This window comes from Alishewanella jeotgali KCTC 22429, from assembly GCF_000245735.1.
GTDB classification, from domain to species: Bacteria; Pseudomonadota; Gammaproteobacteria; order Enterobacterales; family Alteromonadaceae; genus Alishewanella; species Alishewanella jeotgali.
Map to the genome: position 1 here is coordinate 41,221 of NZ_AHTH01000010.1, position 15,786 is coordinate 57,006.

Below are 15,786 nucleotides of genomic sequence, written 5' to 3' on the forward strand. Positions count from 1 at the left end.
TCTGTTTAATGGGTTGCTGCGCTCTGGCTGTCTTGTGATTTAGCGCTTTAGCGCGCCAGCCAGCCGCCATCGACGGCCAGCACATGGCCATTCACATAATCGCTGGCCGCGCTCGCCAAAAATACGGCGGCACCGGCTAAATCTTCCGGCTCACCCCAGCGCCCGGCCGGGATCCGCCCCAAAATAGCGGCATTGCGCTGTGTATCGGCCTGTAAAGCGGCGGTGTTATCGGTGCGGAAATAGCCCGGGGCTATCGCATTAACCTGAATATTATGCTGCGCCCATTCATTGGCCAGCGCTTTGGTGACTCCGGCAATCGCATGTTTACTGGCAGTATAGGCCGGCACCGTGATGCCACCACTGTAGGAAAGCATCGAGGCGATATTAATAATCTTACCGCTCTGACGCTTGATCATCTCGGCACCGAGCAATTGCGACAATAAAAAGGCCGCATCCAGATTCACTGCGATCACCTTATGCCACTCGCTCATCGGAAACTCATGCGCCGGCGCCCGGAAAATGGTGCCACCACAGTTCACCAGGATCTGCACCGGCCCTGCTGCCAGCGCGGCGGCAGCCAGATCCCGCACTGCCTGTTCGTTACTCAGATCCGCCACCAACTCCTGCGCCTGGCCACCATTGGCCAGAATGGCATCAACCGTTGCTGCTGCACCACCGCTGTTGGAACAGGCGCACAGCACTTTGGCCCCCGCTGCAGCCAGCGCCTTAGCAATCGCCAGGCCTAACCCCCGGCTGGCACCGGTGACCAGCGCCGTTTGGCCGCTCAGGGTAAATAAGTTTGTCATCTGTCACTCCTATTTTGTCGGTTTGTCGCTGCGACATCCGCGGTGCTATCGTCAGGAATAATGTTCAAATATGGAACAACCTGAATTTTCAAAAACCTGACAAATATAATAAATTCATTAAGTTAAACTGCACTTCTACGAAAAAATCCTGTCGAAAACTGATTTAATTTGCATCATTAATTGACAGGATTTACTGCTTGGTGTTAGCTTTTTGCCATCGGTGGCATAAAATTGCAAGCTTTTTTTGCCACCGGTAGACAAGACAACTATGCTTTAACAGTCGCCGAATTATCAACAGGGGAGCAATATACTCACCATGACGCTACAGGCAGCTTAGACCGCAGCCTGCGCCAGGATAAAGGGTATAGGTTCCTGACAAAGACGAGAATAGCCAGTTAAGCTGGCAACAGATAAACACTCAGGACAAGGTGAACAAGATGGTAAACAGCAGAACACCCTTTCGCCCCAGTAAAGTCTGCCGGGCATTAACCCTGGCCGGTCTGGCAACCTTATTCAGCGTTCAGGCGCTGGCACAGCAAACTGAACAGGTTGAACAGACCGAACAGCAAAAAGCGGAAGAACAAATTGAAGTGATTTCCGTTGTCGGTAGCTTCCGTGGCAGTCTGGCCAGCGCGCTAAACCAGAAGCGCTTTGAAACCGGTGCCACTGACACCATCAAGGCAGAAGATATCGCTGATTTCCCTGATCTGAACCTGGCCGAATCGCTGCAGCGTATTCCGGGGGTAGCCATTAGCCGGGTAGCCGGTGAAGGCCGCCAGATCTCAGTACGTGGTCTGGGCCCGGATTTTACCCGGGTTCGGATCAACGGTATGGAAGCACAATCCACCAGTGGTGGTACTGACCAGATTGGCGGCGCTAACCGCGGCCGTGGCTTCGACTTTAATACCTTCTCCTCAGACTTGTTTAACGAACTGACGGTACGCAAAACGGCATCGGCCAATATTGAAGAAGGCTCATTGGGTGCGACTGTCGATATGCGTACTGCCCGCCCCTTCGATTATGATGGCATGACCTTTGCGGCCAATCTTCAGGCCGGCTATAACGATAAGTCAGAAGAAGTGGATCCGAAAGGCTCCTTCCTGTTTAGCAATATTAACGACGATGGCACCTTTGGCTATCTGATTTCAGCGGCCTTCTCCGAGCGTAATATTCTGGATGAAGGCGCTTCTACCGTGCGCTGGAACAACGTCAATGACTTTGGCACTTACCGTGGTGATGCCAATGCACCTGAGCTGCAGGCCATCAATAATGCCTTCCGGCCACGTCTGCCACGTTACGATTCTTATGTCCATAATGTGAAACGTACCGGTATTGCTACCGCACTGGAATACCGTCCAAGCCTCGAAACCCGCTTTAATCTGGATGTGCTGTACTCCAAAGACGATTCAACCCGTCAGGAAGCCTTTATGCAAGGCATTCTGAATGCCGGTGCTAACCGGGCCGCCCTGACCAACCCGGCCAGCGGCATTACCGGCGGTATGAACGTACTGGATTACGAAATCGACGGTACCAATACTGTCACCTACGCCTCTTTTGAAAACGCGCTGATCCGCAACGAACTGCGTTATGACGAACTGTCGACCGAGTTCCTGCAAATCACGCTCAGTGGCCAACATCAGTTAACCGATAACCTGAAAATTGACGGTATGATCGGTCGCGCCACTTCTGAGTTCGATAACCCGATCCAAACCACAGTGGTAATGGAAAAGGCCGGCCAGACCTTCAGTTACGATTACCGTGGCGGCAAGCGGCAGAATCCTGAACTGCTATTCGGTGCCGGCGTATTCGACCCGAACGGCTGGACTACTAACAGCGTGCGTTTACGGCCACTGGGCGCAGAAAATACCTTTGATAGTGCTGCTTTTAACGTTGAGTATGTGCTGAACGATATCCTGACCTTACGCAGTGGTTTGCACTATAAAAAGTTTGAATTCGAAACCCACGAAGCACGCCGGCAAAGTGAAAACGCCGCTGGCGTGGTGATGAGCCCGGATCTGATCCGCCAGTATGGTGCGGGGGTGGGTCCTTACGGCAGCTGGCTGGTGCCGGATTTAGCGGCTATTGATGCCCGCTACAATATCTACAGTAATACCGGTGCCTTTACCGTGAGCCGTGATTTCCGCCGCGTCGATAACTACTCTGCTGAAGAGAAAACGCTGGGTGCCTATGTACAACTGGCCTTTGATACCGAACTGGGTGATACCGGCTTCCGCGGTGATATTGGTGGCCGCTTTGTCAAAACCGATCAGTCTTCTACTGCCTGGGCGACTCTGGGTGGAACTGAGCAGCTGATAACCGCCAAGCATGACTATAACGAGTTCCTGCCGTCATTGAACCTGGTGTTTGAACCCATGGATGATGTGATTATCCGCTTTGGTTATGCCGAAGTGATGGCCCGGGCTGGTCTCGGTAGCATCCGACCTAACGTCTCAGTATCCGTATCGGGAGGCGCCCGTTCCATAAGCGGCGGTAACCCAACGCTGGAGCCGACCAAAGCCAAAACCTATGACTTAGGTTTAGAGCTGTACTTTGATAATGAGTCCTTATTAGGTGTGGCGGTATTCCGCAAGGATATCGACAGCTATGTACAAGGTCTGCGCGAGACCAAGCTGTTTACCGAAACCGGTTTACCGAACCAGGCCGCCATTGACGCCTGTAATGCCGGTCCCGGCTATGGCGAGGCCACAGGTTGTAATGAAAATGTAGAGTGGCAAACCAATACGCCATTAAATGGTCCGGGCGGTAATCTGTACGGCTTTGAAGTGCAGTACCAGATGCCGTTTAGCTTCCTGCCGGAATTCTGGAACCGCTTTGGCTTTATCGGTAACTATACCTATGTTAAAGCCCAGATGGACTACATCAATAATACCGGCGTGGTGCTGGCCACCCGTGACCTGCAGGGGTTATCCGAGAATACCCGTAGTGCCACCCTGTACTACGAGGACGAAAAATTCTCCGCCCGGGTGTCACTGGCAGACCGTGCGCGTTACCTGACCAACGCTATCGGCCGCGATAACAATGATATGGAAGGCACCAATGCTACCCGTAATATTGATGCTGCGATGTCGTATCAGTTAAACGATAACTGGAAGCTGACGTTTGAAGCACTGAACCTGACCAACGAAGTGGACGATCAGTGGGTTGATTCCAGCGGCAACCGTTTAACTTACTACCATGCCACTGGCCGGCAGTACTACCTGGGTGCACAATATAAGTTTTAAGCACCCGTCTGACACTTAAGCGGCGCACTGCCGCTTAAGTGCTGTCTGCGCCTGAGTCAGGTGCAGCATGTTTCGCGTGCCACGGAAGGCCCGAATCACTCACAGGCAAGTGCCAATTCTATTTAACAGGGTAACTATCGTGAACAAGCGTCTTCTGCAAACTCTTCCTGTTGTTACGCTTAGCAGCTTATTACTGGCAGCCTGCGGTCAACCCGCCAATCCGCCTGCCGCAAACCAAACCAGTGCTAAGCCGTCAACCGTAACCACCATGCCGGCGGTAGCCGAGTTACTGATTGCCAATCCGTCTGACTTTGTCCGCAGCCAACAGCCGGTGTACCTGAGTTACTATGATCTGGGCTTAACCGCTGAGCAGGCGCAAGATTTAGTTGCCCGCCGCGCCGGCCAGCTGGTACCACTGCAGCATCTGGATCGCAGCGGTGACGGTACGCGCGATACGCTGTTTTTAGCCTTAGATTTTCAGCCAGCCGAACAACTGCAACTACACATTGAACATGATGCTGCCGCCCTGGCAGCCCTACAACTGCCGGCGCAAACTCAGGCCGAAATTTCGCATAAAGTCGGTGGCGAATGGCAAGGTGCCAAATATATTGGCGGCACCTTTCAGAACGTGCAGCAGCTGACACCGCCGTCACAATATACCGATCACTCGGAGTGGATCCGTTATGAAGGCCCAGGTATCGAATCGGATCAGGTTGGCTATCGGATTTATCTGGACTGGCGTAATGGCTTTGATGTCTTTGGTAAAACCAAACCACAGCTGGTGCTGCAGGATGTCGGCCAGGATGGCTATCAGTCGTACCATGAAATGGCCGACTGGGGCATGGATCTGCTGAAAGTCGGGCAATCACTGGGTGCCGGTGGTTATGGCTACTGGGATGGTCAGAAAGTTGAGCGGGTGTCCAGGGTTGGCCAACATACCGCTAAAGTGATTGAAAATGGCCCGCTCTACTCCGCATTACAGATAACCTATCAGGATTGGCAAATTGCCGCTAAAAACGTGACGCTAACAGCCGACTTATCGATGACTGCCGGCAGCCGACTGGTCAATACCCGGTTACAGCTGTCAGAAGAGCTGGATAACCTTGCTATCGGTCTGGTGAAATTGCCGGATACCAAACTGATTCAGGGCGAAGTGGAGATCACCGGTCACGCCTGGACCTATGTCGCGACCTGGGGGAATCAGAGTTTATCGGCCCCTGATAGCAAACTTGGGATGGCACTGCTGTTTAAACGCGGCCAGCGCACGGCACAAACCGAAGACGAGTATAGTCATGTCAGCGTGATGAAACCGGCTGGCAACCAGCTGGAATACTACTTTTTAGCCGCCTGGGATGGTGAAGCAGACGGCATCAAAACTGAAGCGGAATTTATTGCCTACCTTGAGCAACAAGCCGAACAACTGACCCTGACTCCACGACAGCGCCTGCATACGGCCGCCACTGCCGCGAAACTGCAGCAGCCACTCACTGCTCAGCACGCACTGTATTGGGGCGAGCTACTGGCCCAAAGTGAGATGGTACGGCAAACTCCCTACTACGCTTACGGCGGCTGGGATTATGAGCGTCAACGTCCGGCGACCTTTGAATACACCACTGGTCTGTTGCTGCAAGCCTATGATGATTTACTGCAGCTTAAACCTAACGCCGAATGGCAACAGGTGATAAGCGACGTTGTAAACTCCTTTGTGACACCTGAGGGAGATATCCGCACTTACAGTATTAAAAAATACAATATCGACAGCCTGAATACCGGCAATATGCTGCTGCGCGATTATCTGCGCCAGCCGAACGAGCCGGCGCGCAAGGCGCTGGCACTGCTGCGTCGTCAGGTCGCCGAGCATCCGCGCACTCAGGATGGCGCCTTCTGGCACAAACAAATTTATCCGCATCAGCTGTGGCTGGATGGCGTCTATATGGGCATGCCGTTCTACGCCTTTTACACCAGTCAGTTTGAGCAAGGCCAAGGCCTGCCGGAAGTCGTTAAAGAATTTAAGCTGACCCGTGAATTGCTGCGCGATGCCAATACCGGCCTGTACTACCATGCCTGGGATGAAGCGAAACAGCAGGTCTGGGCTAACCCTGAAACCGGTTTGTCGCCGCATTTCTGGGGCCGCGGCCTGGGTTGGCTCAGTATGGCGCTGGTTGATGTGCTGGATTATATCCCGGCCGAACAAACCGAGCTGCGGGCACCACTGCTGCAGATGATTACTGAGCTGGCGGAAGCCTTACCACGCTTTCAGCATGACAGTGGCGTCTGGTATCAAATTCTGGACCGGCCCGAGGCGACAGGCAACTACCTGGAGTCATCCGCTAGCGCCATGTTTACCTATTTCTATGCTAAAGCGATAAACAACGGCTATCTGCCACCGAGCTATAAAGCCACAGCGCTGAAAGCCTATCAGGGGTTAGTGCGCGAATTTATGCTGGTGCATCCGGACGGTTTAGTCAGCTTGGTTAATACGGTGCAGGTGGCGGGTCTGGGCTTTGGCCGTGACGGCAGCTACCACTATTATATGAGCGAGCCGGTATTCCGTAACGATGCCAAGGCCAACGGCCCCTTTATTATGGCGGCGGTAGAAATCGCCAAATTACTCGGCTACCCGGTTAGCCAGTAACAGCTGCCAGGCAGCAGAGTTTCGCCCAAAGCGGACTCTGGAGTACGAGAGGTCTTCTCCCTCTCCTGTGGTTTGAGCCGGCAACTGCCGGCTCTTTTTTTAACAGTGCTTGTTCGGGAGGACCGGATGCGTAACCTGATCTTTATTTTTGTTGTGCTGCTACTGCCCCACAGCAGCCAGGCCAGCGAGGTGCTTTACTTAAGCGTCGCACAGGATGGCAGCGCGCAGTTTCAAACTATTCAGGCGGCACTGGATAGCCTGCCAACCACTGAGCAACAGGCGATTATTCAGATTAAGCCGGGTATCTATCAGGAAAAGCTTTACCTGACACGGGATAAGGTCGCTCTGGTTGGTCAGGGCCGCACTCAGACCATAATTCAATATGCTGAACTGCGCACAAATTGGCTGGCGTCCCATCCGGATGACTGGGGCAGCGCCGTGGTAAATATCCGCGCCAGCGACATTGCCCTGCTCGGCCTGACGATTAAAAACAGCTACGGTGAACTCACCGGCGATCATGAACATCAGTTCGCGATCCGTGGCTTTGAAAATGCCAGCCGGATTATTACTGATGACTGCGCCATTATTGCAGGCGGTGCCGACACCCTAAGTCTGTGGAATAAGACCGACGGCATGTACTACCACCGTAACTGTTATATTGAAGGTCATACCGATATGGTGTGTCCGCGCGGTTGGGCTTATTTTGACAACGTCACTTTTTACAACCAGAAAGCCTATGCCACCCTGTGGCATGACGGTGAACTGGACCCAGCGCAAAAACTGGTGGTGGTCAATTCGCACTTCGATGGTGTACCCGGCTTTTTGCTGGGCCGCCGCCACTACGATGCGCAGTTTTATCTGATCAATAACAGCTACAGCCCGAATATGGCAGACCGGCCAATCTTCCGTCACACCTATCCGGAACAACCGGAACGTGACCGGGCCAATTTATGGGGCGATCGCTACTACTTTAGCCAGGCCGTTTTTAGCCAGAGCGCAGAAAGCAGTGCCCCGCGCTATCCGTGGCTGGCAGATAATCTGGCTACGCATCCGGCAAACCTCAGCGCGGCGCAGATCAGCGCACAGTGGACCTTTGACGGTCGCTGGGATCCCGAGGCTGAGCTGGCACGGCTGTATCAACTGCAGGAGCAGCAACCATGAAGTGGGCTATTTGCTACCTGCTGCTCTGCGCTTTGCCATTAGCTGCTAAGACGCCCGAGCCAAACCCGCAGCCTAGCCTGGTACCCATCAGGCTACATCTGGTCGGTGACTCGACGATGTCGGTTAAAGCCAACCCGGCCTATCCGGAACGCGGTTGGGGTGAGCTGCTACCGGCCTTTATGCTGCCGCAGCTAACGATTATTAATCATGCCGCCAATGGCCGCAGTACCCGGCGCTTTATCAATGAGGGGCGCTGGCAACTATTGTTAAGCGAACTGAGTGCCGGCGACTATGTGTTGATCCAGTTTGGCCATAATGACCAGAAAATTGCGGATCCGACGCGCTATGCGGCGCCAGATAGCGACTATCAGGCGTTTTTACGCCAGTTTGTGGCCGATATTCGTGCCAAAAACGCCATTCCGCTATTGGCAAGTTCGATTTGCCGGCGCAACTTTAACAGTGATGCTTTGTTGGTACGAGATCTAACGGCTTATGCGTATGCCGCGGCGCAGGTTGCAGCAGAACTTGACGTGAGCTTTTTTGATTTACAACAGCTAAGTTGTGATTTTATTGCGAATGCCGGCCCGGCCGGCAGCCAGCCGTATTTCATTCAAATCCCGGCTGATCTTTACAGCAAGTTTCCGACCGGCACCACAGATAACACTCATCTGACGCTGCAGGGTGCCGCTAAGATTGCGCAGTTTTTTGTACGGGAGCTAAAGCGCCAGCAACATCCGCTGGCAGGCTATGTGTATCGGGAACTGTTATAAAAACGCCCGGCATTAACCGGGCGTTGCAAACTAAAATTTGGCAGGAACCATGAAACGCGGTTAATCCGGCGCTTTTGACACCCCAACCATCGCCGGACGTAATAAGCGGCCATTTAACTCATAGCCTTTTTGCATCACAAAGGTCACCGTATTCGGCGGTAAATCCGCCGTCGGCTGCATGCTCATCGCCTGGTGCTGCTCCGGATTAAATGGCTGACCGGCCGGATCCAGCTGGATCACGCCATATTTCTCAACCGTGTCCAGGAAGCTCTTCATCGTCAGTTCAATACCTTCGATCACGCCTTTAAAGGCCTCGTCTTCGCGGTTGATAAAGTTTAACGCCCGCTCCAGGTTATCGACCACGGGCAGTAAATCAGAGGCAAACTTTTCCAGCGCGAACTTATGTGCCTTTTCTACATCCTGCGCGGCGCGGCGGCGGGCGTTATCGGCATCGGCTTTAATGCGCAGCATTAAATCATGTTGCTCAGCCAGCTGACTCTGGGTTTTCGCCAGTTCTTCTTCCAGCTTGCTGATAATGGTTTGCTCAGACGACAGCTCCACTGTGTCGGCATGGCTATCCGTAGTCTGGTTCAGCTCTTCAGGGGTTTCTGCAGGCTTGTGTTGCTCAGTCATTGTTACAATACTCCAATTTTGCGTAGGGGTATTATGGGGATCAATTTGGCCGATTCAAGTTTAAATTTAACTGGGCGGCGCAGGATTCCACCAGTGGCACCAGGCGCGCATAATTCATCCGGCGCGGCCCAAGCAGTGCAATAAAGCGGTGTGGCTGTTGCTGATAGCTTTGGGCGATCACACTTAGCTGCGCCAACTCAACAAAGCCCGACTCTTTACCGAGGATCAGTTTCGGTTTGCTATCCTGGGTCACCAACTCCAGTAACTGCATCAGGCCGGCCGGATGTTCCAACATCTGCACTACCTGCTGCAAGGCCGGGTTTTGCTGATAATCCGGGGTTAGCAACAACTGATGCTGACCAAAGATCAGCGGCTGATGCTGCATAAACTCATCCAGACTCAGTTGCCCCAGCACCTTTTGCAGCAGCGCCTGGCTCAGACCGCTTTCGCTGCGCAGCAAATTACCGAGCCGGGCTATACCATCCTGCCACTGGCCACCGGCCAGGGCCGCGTTTAACAAGCACAGCACCTTACTTAAGGTAGCCGAATCAATACTTTGCTCACATTGCAGTACCCGGTGCAGAATGTCGCCGTCTTCATCGATCACCACCAGTAACAAACGGTCACTGGCCAGACGCACCAAATCGATTTGCCGCACTTCACGGCCACTGGCTTTGGGCGCACTGATAATGGCGACACAACCGGTCAGGTTAGCCAGTAATTGCCCGGCCTGCTGGCATAATAACGACACCGGCAACTGCGGTACCAAACGCTTTTTAATCTCCGCGGCCCAACTATCGCTTAGCGGTTGCAGCTGCAGCATCTTATCGATAAATAACCGGATACCAGAGGTGGTAGGAATACGGCCGGCTGAAGTATGGGGTGAGCGGATCAGCCCCTGCTGTTCCAACTGCACCATGGTATTGCGCACCGTAGCAGAGCTGACAGACAAAGCCTGATTTTCGGCGATCAGTTTGGAGGATACCGGTAATCCATCCAGCAGATACTGCTCAACGATCAGTTTTAAAATCAGCTCGGTTCTGCTTAATGTTTCGGTCATGCGCCTGCACCTGCCTTATATTGCTAACTATGATGGGGCCTTTCTAAAAAATTTCAAGCAGCTCAGGACACTAAAGCCAGCAGCCGTTATACTGAGCCAACAGTCTGGCCGCTGCCAGGGCAGAGGCAACACGCTGGCCGGCGCTTACCAGCCCTGCTAACGATGATCTTTTAACTGTGATCTTTTAACTCTGGTCTTTAAATATGGAAGCCTTATGAGTCTAGCCTTTAGCAAAGTGGGATTAATCGGTAAACCGCACCACAGCGGCGCCAACCAAACCCTGCTCAGCCTGTATCAGTTTTTGCAGCAACAAGGCCTGAGCGTCTATGTTGAAGAGCGGGTCGCGCAAAGTTTGCCCATCGCCGCGGCCGAAGTGCTTGATCTGGTGACATTAGGGAAAACCTGCGATCTGGCAATCGTGGTCGGCGGAGATGGCAATATGCTGGGCGCAGCGCGGGTGCTGGCGCGGTTTGATGTAGCAGTACTGGGTGTCAACCGCGGTAATCTTGGTTTTTTAACTGATTTGGCACCGGAGAGCTTTGCCGAACCTTTAACTGAGGTGCTGGCCGGAAATTTTGTTACCGAAAAGCGTAACCTGCTGGAAATCGCCGTCCATCGTCACGGCAGTATTAAAAGCAGTAACAGTGCGGTTAACGAGGCCGTGCTGCATGCCGACAAGGTGGCGCATATGATTGAATTCGAAGCCTATATTAATAACGAATTTGTCTACAGCCAGCGCTCCGACGGTCTGATTATCAGCACGCCAACCGGCTCAACCGCTTATTCCCTCTCCGGTGGCGGCCCCATTCTGACCCCGGATCTGGATGCCATGAGCCTGGTGCCGATGTTTCCGCATACGCTGAGTAGCCGGCCGCTGGTAGTATCGGGAAACAGCGAAATCCGCCTGAAAGTAGCGGATACCAATGATGCCCATTTACAAATCAGTTGCGACAGCCATGTGATTCTGGCGGTAATGCCAGGCGATGATATTACCATCCGCAAACACCCTAACCCGCTGCGGCTGGTGCATCCGCCCGGTTATAGCTATTACCATGTGCTGCGCAATAAACTGGGCTGGGGCAGCAAGCTGTACTAAAAAAATCGGCACCCGACTTGCCAAAGTCACTTTTACTGTATAAATTTACACTGTAACTATAAACAGTATCAGGTGCCTTATGCTCTGCCATCTTCATATCAGTAATTTTGCCATAGTTCGCGCGCTGGAAATTGACTGGGCGGGCGGGATGTCAACCATCACCGGTGAAACCGGAGCCGGTAAATCCATTGCCATTGACGCCCTGGCACTGTGCCTGGGCGAACGGGCCGATGCCGCAGTAGTGCGCCCCGGCGCCGACAAAGCCGATATTGTCGCCACCTTTGATATCTCCGCCCTGCCCGCCGCGCGCGACTTTCTGCAACAACAAGACCTGTTGATGGGTAACGAATGTATTGTCCGGCGTGTCGTCAGTAATGAAGGCCGTTCCCGCGGTTATATTAATGGCGTGCAGGTACCGGCGCAGCAGCTAAAGCAACTGGGACAGTACCTGTTATCGATCCATGGCCAGCACGCGCATCAACTGCTGTTAAAGGCCGATTATCAGCGTCAGTTACTGGACGCCTATGTCGCCAACAGCGAGCTGCAGCAGCAATGCCGGCAAAGCTATCGCTACTGGCAGCAGTTGCAGCAGGAGCATCAGGCATTACAGCATTCTCAGCAACAGCGTGATGCTCAGCGCCAGTTACTGGAGTATCAGGTAGCAGAACTGGATCAGTTTGCGCCACAGGCTGATGAATTCAGCGGGCTGGAAGCCGAACATAGCAGGCTGACGCACGGTAACACTCTGCTGTCGCAAAGCCAGCAATGCCTGCAGCAGCTGTACGATGATGATGAGCAAAGCATTTACCGCGCGTTGTCACAGGTAAGCTACCAACTGGAGCAGTTACAAGCACTGGACCCGGCACTAGCCGGTATACAGCAAATGCTAAGCGATGCTCTGTTACAAACCGAAGAAGCCAGCCGTGAACTGCGCCGCTATGCCGATAAGGTGGAACTGGATCCAGAGCGGCTGGCTGAAGTCGACGAGCGACTGGCGCAATGGCTAAATCTGGCCCGCAAACATCAGATCGCTAATGAACAACTGGCAGAGCGGCACCAACAATTAGCGGCAGAACTGGCAGAGTTAACCGGCTCAGAGCAGCGGCTGACCGAACTGGAACTGGCTATCCAGCAAGCCAGTCGCCAATATCAGCAGGCTGCGGCAGCTTTAACAGCGGCCCGCCAGCAGGCGGCCTCGGAGCTAAGCGAGCTGATCAGCAAAAATATGCATGAACTGAGCATGGCCAATGCCCGCTTTGCTATCAATGTTTCGACCTTGCCGTTAGAGCAGGCCAGCGCCAACGGCCTGGATCTGATCAGTTTTGAGGTATCGACCAACCCGGGCCAGCCACTGCAAGCCTTAAGTAAGGTCGCCTCCGGCGGTGAATTATCACGGATCAGCCTGGCGGTACAGGTAATACTGGCGGATAAGGTCACCACCCCTACCTTGATTTTCGATGAAGTGGATGTCGGGATCAGCGGCCCGGTAGCAGCCGGCGTCGGCCGCTTATTGCGCCAGCTCGGCCAGAGCACCCAGATTATTTGCGTTACCCACCTGCCGCAAGTAGCCAGCCAGGGCCATCAGCAGTTATTTGTGGAAAAATATACCGATGGTATCGCCACCGAAACCCGGATGCGCCAGCTCAGTGATGATGAGCGGATCCAGGAAATTGCCCGTCTGCTGGCCGGTGAGAATATCAGTGCCAATGCGCTGGCCAATGCGCGGGAACTTTTGTGTACCCCTGCAGTCTGAGCTGCAGTTTTGCTGCGCTAAGCTGCACAGCACCAAAGGTGTGTAAGCAGCTTAGCCTGGTAACGAAACCCGACTTTACCGCACCGCACTCAGAAACAGGTTTTTTGCTTACGCATCCTGGGTTATGATGACGGCACTTAGGTTGATGACATGGTATCTATGAAAGCAGTAGTAAAAATCGTCTTACTGGCGGCGGCTCTTAGCCTGAGCGCCTGTAGCAGCTGGGTATACCGTATTGATATTCCGCAGGGTAACTTTTTAGAGCAAAAGGACGTTGATAAACTCCGTATTGCCATGACCAAGGAGCAGGTGGTGTTTGTACTGGGTAACCCGGTCGCCGCCAACCCCTTTGACCACGATACCTGGCATTACTTTTATGCCCTGAGAGGAGGCCGTGGCAATAACTTTGAAAAGCGCCTGGTGGTGGAGTTTAAAGATGACCGGCTGGTAAATATCAGTGGTGACTTTGATAAGCACCCGGACTTTGACAAGCCGCTGGATATTTAAGACAGCGTATTAGCAAGATATACAACAAAGCCGCTTTATCGCGGCTTTTTTATTGTGGTCACTATTGTTGTGATTTTTATTGTGATTCTTGTTGCAAGCCTCGCGGCCACACTGCGGTAGGATGGCATACCAAACTGCTTTGACCTTATAAATGACCACCGGTAACTTTATTCGCCCGCCCCTCGTCCTTAGCTTTTTCGGCACGGCGCCGACGCAAATCTTTCGGATCAGCAATCAAAGGCCGGTAGATTTCAATCCGGTCGCCGTCTTTCACTTTATCACTTAACTTCACCGGCCGGCTCCAGACACCCACTTTTTGTTCGCTCAGGTTAATCTGCGGAAATTGCTGCAAAATACCGGATTGACGGATAATCTGCTCAACACAGGTATCAGCCGGCACCGAGATAGTTAACAAAGCCTGCCGCTCCGGCAAGGCATACGCCACCTCAACGCTAATGGTATCGGAAATGGCGGCACCTGCGCTGTTATTCACCATAAACTTGCTTCGCTCTCTGGGTAAAGGCGTTGACCATGGCAGCTGTTAACTCCTGAAATATCTTGCCAAAGGCAAACTGCACCAACTTATTTGAAAATTCAAATTCCAGCTGCAAAATCACCTTGCAGGCTTGCTCATTTAACGGCACAAATTGCCAGCCGCCCTGCAAGCGCTTAAAAGGCCCATCAACCAGCTGCATTTCTATGCGTTGTACCGGGTGTAAAATATTACGGGTAGTAAAGCTTTGCCCAATGCCTGCCTTGGAAACGTCCAGTTTCGCCACCATTTCCTGTTCAGTGTGGCGGATCACCGTGGCTTTGGTACAGCCGGGTAAAAATTGCGGATAATCCGGCACCGCATTAACCAGGTCATACATTTGTTGCGCGCTGTAAAAAACCAAGGCACTGCGCTCAATTTGTGGCATACTCACTCCCCTTTAAACTCGCCGCCGATTGTAACAGAATAACGCGCTGCAACAAGGCATGAGCCATCGCTGACATCCAACACTGAGCTGCGACAAGTAACGAAATATGAGCAAAAAACAAGCAAGCAAAAACAAAAACGGTACCATAGCGCAAAACCGCAAAGCGCGGCACGAGTACTTTTTAGAAGACCGCTACGAAGCCGGCCTGGCCCTGCAAGGCTGGGAATTAAAAAGTATTCGCGAGGGTAAGGTCAACCTGTCCGACTCTTATGTCATTTTGCATAATGGTGAAGCATTTTTACTCGGCGCACAAATTCAGCCGCTAAACAGTGCCTCTACTCATGTAGTATGCGACCCCGAGCGCAGCCGCAAACTGCTGCTGCACAAGCGCGAGCTAAGTAAACTTGTTGGCCTAAAAGAGCGCGAAGGTTATACCCTGGTCGCCACCGCCATGTACTGGAAAGCCTGCTGGGTAAAGCTGGAGTTTCATTTAGCCAAGGGCAAGAAAAGCTATGACAAGCGTGACGATATTAAAGACCGCGACTGGTCACGCGAGAAAGAGCGCATGATGAAACACAGTAAACACTAAAACACCCTTGAAACTTTTTCCGCCTGGCCCCATCTAATTAGGGCGACAGGAAAACGGCTAAAGCATAAAGCCCGCTTGTGTAAAGCAATCAGGCTGCGTACAATAGCCAAACACTGAAAGTGAGTGTTACTTCCACAGAATTCGGGGCTGATTCTGGATTCGACGGGATTCACGAACTCTTAGGTGCATGCCGAGGTGAGGTAGGCCTCGTAAAAAAGCCTCAATTAAATAGTCGCAAACGACGAAACTTACGCAATCGCTGCCTAATAAGCAGTAGATAGCTCTTCCCCTCACGCATGCCTGTAAGCTGAGACTCTGGAAGATCACCCCTAACAGGATCGCGTCGCGTCTTCGCCTGGAGACAAAACGTTAAAACCAATCAGGCTCGCCCGACGATAGCCTGCCAGCTGGCGCTCATAGGGTTAACTAAATAACTGGCTAAGCATGTAGTACCGACGATGTAGGTTTTTCGGACGCGGGTTCAACTCCCGCCAGCTCCACCAAATGACAGACTAAGCAAGTCTATAAACGGCTACGAACCCAGCGTAATTGCTGGGTTTTTTATTGCCCGCTTTTCTATGCTGGTCTATTATGTTCTAACAGATACCCCATAC

At 52.8% G+C, this 15,786-nt stretch carries 13 protein-coding genes and 1 other RNA gene; 9 read left to right on the forward strand and 5 right to left on the reverse strand.

Translation table 11 applies throughout. The annotated features are described in order from the left end of the window. Positions 1-47: 47 nt before the first annotated feature. On the reverse strand, positions 48-806 hold the full coding sequence (locus tag AJE_RS04965; protein ID WP_008949934.1) for an SDR family oxidoreductase: 759 nt from the start codon (positions 804-806) through the stop codon (positions 48-50). A 437-nt stretch (positions 807-1,243) separates the two neighbouring features. Between AJE_RS04965 and AJE_RS04970 the strand changes: the two genes are divergently transcribed. The 4 genes from AJE_RS04970 to AJE_RS04985 all read left to right on the forward strand — a co-directional run bounded on the left by AJE_RS04970 (position 1,244) and on the right by AJE_RS04985 (position 8,614). Next, positions 1,244-4,048: a TonB-dependent receptor gene (locus AJE_RS04970; protein ID WP_008949935.1), complete on the forward strand. Its 2,805-nt coding sequence runs from the start codon at positions 1,244-1,246 to the stop codon at positions 4,046-4,048. A gap of 139 nt (positions 4,049-4,187) precedes the next feature. After that, positions 4,188-6,683 (forward strand): glycoside hydrolase family 88 protein, encoded by a 2,496-nt coding sequence (locus AJE_RS04975; RefSeq protein ID WP_008949936.1) that lies wholly within the window; start codon positions 4,188-4,190, stop codon positions 6,681-6,683. A gap of 126 nt (positions 6,684-6,809) precedes the next feature. Continuing rightward, complete coding sequence (locus AJE_RS04980) at positions 6,810-7,844, forward strand: pectinesterase family protein (RefSeq protein WP_008949937.1); 1,035 nt, start codon at positions 6,810-6,812, stop codon at positions 7,842-7,844. Beyond that, positions 7,841-8,614 carry a rhamnogalacturonan acetylesterase gene (locus AJE_RS04985; protein ID WP_008949938.1) on the forward strand — a complete coding sequence of 258 codons (774 nt, stop codon included), beginning with the start codon at positions 7,841-7,843 and terminating at the stop codon, positions 8,612-8,614. The genes AJE_RS04980 and AJE_RS04985 overlap by 4 nt, the downstream gene beginning before the upstream one ends. 60 nt (positions 8,615-8,674) lie before the next feature. Here the strand turns inward: AJE_RS04985 and grpE are convergent, their stop codons facing one another. Beyond that, positions 8,675-9,247, reverse strand: a complete 573-nt coding sequence (gene grpE / locus AJE_RS04990; RefSeq protein WP_008949939.1) for a nucleotide exchange factor GrpE — start codon at positions 9,245-9,247, stop codon at positions 8,675-8,677. A gap of 40 nt (positions 9,248-9,287) precedes the next feature. Further along, positions 9,288-10,307 (reverse strand): heat-inducible transcriptional repressor HrcA, encoded by a 1,020-nt coding sequence (gene hrcA, locus AJE_RS04995; RefSeq protein WP_008608832.1) that lies wholly within the window; start codon positions 10,305-10,307, stop codon positions 9,288-9,290. 214 nt (positions 10,308-10,521) lie between these two features. On the opposite strand from hrcA, the gene nadK reads away from it, so the two are divergent. From nadK to AJE_RS05010, 3 genes are all read left to right on the forward strand, one after another. Continuing rightward, positions 10,522-11,403: an NAD(+) kinase gene (gene nadK, locus AJE_RS05000; protein WP_008608834.1), complete on the forward strand. Its 882-nt coding sequence runs from the start codon at positions 10,522-10,524 to the stop codon at positions 11,401-11,403. 79 nt (positions 11,404-11,482) lie between these two features. Then, a complete protein-coding gene (gene recN / locus AJE_RS05005; RefSeq protein WP_008608835.1) occupies positions 11,483-13,156 on the forward strand; it encodes a DNA repair protein RecN in 1,674 nt (557 codons plus the stop codon). 150 nt (positions 13,157-13,306) lie between these two features. Further along, positions 13,307-13,663 carry an outer membrane protein assembly factor BamE gene (locus AJE_RS05010; RefSeq protein ID WP_008949940.1) on the forward strand — a complete coding sequence of 119 codons (357 nt, stop codon included), beginning with the start codon at positions 13,307-13,309 and terminating at the stop codon, positions 13,661-13,663. A 145-nt stretch (positions 13,664-13,808) separates the two neighbouring features. Here AJE_RS05010 and AJE_RS05015 read toward each other — a convergent pair whose 3' ends face one another. Further along, the gene (locus AJE_RS05015; RefSeq protein ID WP_008608838.1) at positions 13,809-14,159 is read right to left on the reverse strand and encodes an RnfH family protein; all 351 of its coding nucleotides are present in this window, start codon (positions 14,157-14,159) and stop codon (positions 13,809-13,811) included. Further along, positions 14,149-14,583 carry an SRPBCC family protein gene (locus AJE_RS05020; RefSeq protein ID WP_008949941.1) on the reverse strand — a complete coding sequence of 145 codons (435 nt, stop codon included), beginning with the start codon at positions 14,581-14,583 and terminating at the stop codon, positions 14,149-14,151. Before AJE_RS05020 ends, AJE_RS05015 begins: the two co-directional genes overlap by 11 nt. 106 nt (positions 14,584-14,689) lie before the next feature. Here AJE_RS05020 and smpB point away from each other — a divergent pair, with 106 nt between their 5' ends. Next, a complete protein-coding gene (smpB, locus tag AJE_RS05025) occupies positions 14,690-15,172 on the forward strand; it encodes an SsrA-binding protein SmpB (protein ID WP_008608841.1) in 483 nt (160 codons plus the stop codon). A gap of 143 nt (positions 15,173-15,315) precedes the next feature. Further along, positions 15,316-15,675: a transfer-messenger RNA gene (gene ssrA, locus AJE_RS18085) on the forward strand. Positions 15,676-15,786 lie beyond the last annotated feature (111 nt).